This window comes from Hymenobacter agri (assembly GCF_054778495.1).
In genome coordinates this window covers 1-4,363 of sequence record NZ_BAAGZM010000359.1, presented here as the reverse complement: position 1 = coordinate 4,363, position 4,363 = coordinate 1, and the positions used below count along the sequence as shown (strand labels likewise).

The 4,363-nt window shown below is 64.6% G+C and carries 2 protein-coding genes; both read right to left on the bottom strand.

Annotation, left to right across the window (positions count from 1 at the left end; translation table 11 throughout):
- Positions 1-252: 252 nt before the first annotated feature.
- On the bottom strand, positions 253-3,978 hold the full coding sequence (locus tag ACYVDE_RS15605) for a BamA/TamA family outer membrane protein (protein ID WP_460502466.1): 3,726 nt from the start codon (positions 3,976-3,978) through the stop codon (positions 253-255).
- Positions 3,979-4,031: 53 nt separating this feature from the next.
- Positions 4,032-4,363, bottom strand: a 332-nt coding sequence (locus ACYVDE_RS15600; protein ID WP_460502464.1) for a metal-dependent hydrolase, incomplete at its 5' end; no start/stop codon positions are given.

Genomic DNA, 4,363 nt, shown 5'->3' with positions numbered 1-4,363 from the left:
GGACGGGGCATCCTGGGCGCGGGCGGGCCGCGTAAGGCTCAGGCTCAGCCCGAGCACGAGGACCACCCACCGCCACCGCCCGGCCCGGCAGTAGCCGCGAATCAGGGCCGAAAAAAGGAAGTTGTTCAAGGCAAAAAGGTCGCGGGCGATTGCCGCCTGGCGGAGCTGCTTATAGACAGCCGAGGTCGTTAAAAGTTAACGCCCGCCCCTGAAGCAGGAGCGGGCGTTAGCGCTGGTGGTGGGCCAGACTGGCTATTTATCGATGCGGAAGCCCAGGCCGAACTGGATGAGCGTGCTCTCAACCGACTTCTGGTAGGAAATGGCGAAGGCCAGGGTTTCGACTACCGGGGCGATGTAGACGCCGCCGCCGTAGCCGGAGTGCCAGCCGCCGGGCGAAGCGCCCTGATAATACACGCGGCCCTGGTCGTAGAAGCCGAACACGCCGTAGTAGAAGGGCAGAAAGCCGTTTTTGACCTGGCCCAGGGCGAGGCGCAACTCGGTGTTGTAGTAGAGGCTGGCGTCGCCACTAAAGCGGTTGCGGTAGTAGCCGCGTAGGCCCTCGCGCAGGCCCAGCGAAGCGAATTTGTAGAAGGGAATGTCGGCGTCGGGGCCGTAGTTTTTGGCGCCGCCGCCTTTTACCACCAGCGTAACGGGAATGCCGATTTTGGCCGTGCCGTAGTATTCGGCGAAGCCCTGGGTGAGGCCGAAGGTGCGCTCGGGGCCCGAGAGCTGGCGGTAGGTGTCGTGCTGGGCGCGCAGGCGCACGCCGCGACGGGCAAAGGCCTGGCGGTCGCGCAGGTCGAGGTCGAACACGCCGTTGAGGCCGATTAGGCGCTGGGTACTGCTGTTGGGGCGAATGTCGGCGGCGCCGGGCGTCTGGTTGAGCACGCCGAGGTAGCTGTCGTTGGCGAAATCGGTAACGTAGTATTCAAACGATGGGCCGACGCGGAAGACGCTGCGTTGCAGGAAGGTGCGCTCCAGAAAGCCGTTGAGCGTAACGCCGCGGTAGCGGGCGCGGTAGAATTTCACATCGTACTTATCCTGGTCGAGCGGGGTGTTATTGCCCAGGCCGAAGAAGTTGTAGAACGGGAAATAGTTGCCGTAGCTGACGGCAGCGCCCGCGTCGAACTTGCCGATGGCGTAGCGGTGACGGGTGCTGAGCGTGAGCTGGCGCTGGCCGCCGGTGCTCACCTCGCCTAGCACGGCGTACTGGTTGCGGTAGCCCGGCTTGCGGAAGCCCTGCGTGGTGAAGCTGATGCCCGCGCTGGCCGTGAAGCCGTCGTTGCGGTTGTAGCCCAAGCCGATGGTGGGCTTGTAGGAATTGAATTCGAACTGCTCGCGGTCGTAATTATTCACGCCGGGCCGGGCGCTGATGTCGCTGTGCGTCTCGGGACCAGCCTGTAGGTCGGTGTCAGGCACGTCGTACACCTTGGTGAGCTTGCGCAGGCCGCTGGCCGTGGAGTTGTCGCTGATTTTGTCCTTGCCGTCGCCGCCAATTACGCGCACCATGATGCTGTGGCTGCCGCCGTCGCCGGTTACGGTGAATACGTCTTTGCCGCCGAGGCCGTAGAGGCAGACTTCCTGGGTTTCGTTGGGCTTGAAGGTGCGGTCGAACAGGGCCGCGCCTTTGGGGCTTTCGGTGTCGCCGGCGCGGTCGAACATCTGCACGCGCACCTGGCCGTCGGGCAGGCGGTTCACCTGGAATACCTCGCCTTTGTTCGAGCCCACGACATCGACGCGACGGGCCAGCAGCAGGTAGTATTCATCAATGGCCTTGGGCAGCTCCTGGATGCGGGCCTTGAGCTTGCGGTTGATGTCATTGCCCGATTTGTCCTGGATTTCGGCCGGGAGCTGGGCGGTGGCGCCGTCGATGACGGTGGGCGTGATTTTGGTTTGCAGGTATTTGGCGGCCTGCTGCCAGTCTTCGCGGGTGAGGTTTTGCAGCAGGAAGCGGTCGAGGTGACGGGCGGGCCAGTTCAGGCTTTTCATGTCCTGAAACTCGGTGTTGAAGCCCTCGATGCTGGGCACGGCCCACTCGCGGTTGGCCAGGTAGGTGAGGAAGCCGTTCCAGAGGGTGAAGCTCTGGTCGCGGTCGCGCGGGATGGGGCGGTAGAGGGTGCCGCCATCGGGCTGCTTGTAGCCGGCCCATTTCCAGTTGTCCTCGTGCTTGCCGAAGTCGGCCACCAGCATATCGAAGGCGCGGGCGCGGGCCAGGGCGGGGGCATCCACCTTGTTTTCGTGGTCTTTGTAGAGCTTGCGGAACAGGCCGAAGCTGCGCGTTACCTCGTCGGAGCCGCCGAAGCCGGGCAGGTTCTTCTTGGGGTCTTTGGGCGAGTCTTCGAGGGTGCCGAGCAGGCCGGCATACTGCTCGCGGTAAGCGCCGAGTTGCTGGTTGTCGGGCAGGCGGAACAGGCGCGGCCGGGCGTGCAGAATGTCCGTCTGGTCGAGCATGTAGCTGATGGGTAGGTTCGAGTACGGGTTGGCCGTAGCCGTTACGTCGCGCAGCACATCGGCGGCAATGGAGTTGCGCAACTCGGGCGGCAGAATCTTGGTTACGTCCTTATCGACGGAGCGGAAAACGTACTCCGCGCTGTCGGCCGCGATGAGCTTGAGCGAGGTGGTCTGGCGTCCACCGCCCTTGCCGGTGGGGCGCAGGCCGCCTTTTTCGGTGCCCAAATCCAGCGTTTTCACCGTGACGGGTTGCAGCCACGACGAGCGGTAAATCTTGCCGATGAAGAAGTTCTTGCTGGCCGTGGGCTTGTACTCGGGGCCGGGCACCACGGTGGTGGTGGCCTGGAAGGGCGCATCGGGCTTGGCCTCGGCTACGGTTTTGGTAGCGCCGGGGCAGCTGGTGATGAACGGGTTTTGTGGGGCCTTCGCGTCGCCCCCGTCGGCGCAGGCCGAGCGGAACAGGGTGGCGGTGTAGGCGTCTTTGGGGGCCGGGGTGTTGTTCTCGAACGTGAAGATGTGCGTCTTCACGGTGCCGTCGGCGAAGTATTCGAGGGTGGTGTAGCCTTCCTCGCTTTTGCTGTAGAGCGACTGACCTTTGGCGCCCACGTGCTCGCTTTCGATGAAGCTGCCGCTGACGACGTGGTAATTGCCCTGGAAGGGCGTGAGCTGGAGGCTGTAGTCGTGTGCGGCGGCGTAGATGACGCCGGGGTTGCTTTGCAGGGTGTTGAGCAACTCCTTGCGCAGCTCCTGGTAACCGGGGCTGGCCAGGTCGCGCGGGGTGCCCACATTCTGGCGGTAGGCGGCGTAGATGGTGCCGAACACCGGCGGGCTGAGGTGGCGCGAAAGCGGCTCGTGGCCGCCGTACACGCCGTTGGTGACGACGGGGTGGTGGCCGAGCAGCAGCACGTTCTTGTTTTTGGTGTCGTCAATCAGGTCCTGAATCTGCTCGCGGAACTCCTCTTTAGTGAGGGTCTTGCAGTCGGTGTCGGGCGCTTCGGGGCGGTCGAAGGGGTGGGTAAACCACGGGGTGTTGATGGCCACGAGGCGCACGAGCGGGGCCACGTCCACCACTTCGGGGCCGGGGCAGCCGTTGGTGGGGATGAAGGCATTCTGGCCGGGCAGCTGCTTCTCGATGTATTTTTCGAGGCGGCGTACGGCTTTCAGGCCATCGCGGCCGGAGTTGGCCCAGTCCTTATCGCCGGGCAGGAAGTAGATTTTGCCCTGCGGCAGGCCCTTCACCAGGGTAATGAGCTGGTCGGCGCGGGTGCGCTCGGCTTGGGCCAGGGCGGTGTCGGACTTGGCTACCAGGCCGGTATTGGCCACGATGTCGCCGAGGTGCACCACGGTGAAGGGGCCGGTTTGCCGCTCCAGCGTAGCGCGCAGCTGCTGAAGGCGGGCGGCCGGCAGTTCGCCCTGGGCAGTGTTGCCGAGCAGGAAAACGGTGTGGGCCGGGGACGTGGTTTGGGCCGCCAGCGAGCCGGCAGAAAGGCCAAGCGCAGCCAGCGCGGAGAGGAATTGTAGGCGCATAAAAAATGGGTATGCACCGGAGTACGCAGAACGCGGGGTAAAGTATGCGTAACCTAGCCGCGGAGCTGGTTTTCGGCCGCTGCGAGCTGTTTGAACTTGGCCAAGCGCTGCCCCAGCAGCAGCAGCAGGCACGGCAGCCCCACCCAAATGGCCTCGCTGGCCAGCACCCGCAGCCCCTTCGCCCCGAAGAACCCTCGGATGCTGAGCGGCGACACCTTGATGGGCCGCAGCGGGAAGAAATACCGCTCCAAGTGCCAGGGGCTGAAGAAAGCCACGCCCAGCCCGCCGGTGGTCATGGCATCGAGCAAGCCATGCGAGGCGGTGGCCAGAAACAGCAGCCCCGCCAGCCACCCAGCGGTGGGCCGGATTTCGGGCCGCGCCAGCC

What these genes read in the sequence shown, in the direction of transcription:
- ACYVDE_RS15605 (WP_460502466.1), bottom strand. Translation starts at nt 3,978, where the DNA reads ATGCGCCTACAATTCCTCTCCGCGCTGGCTGCGCTTGGCCTTTCTGCC.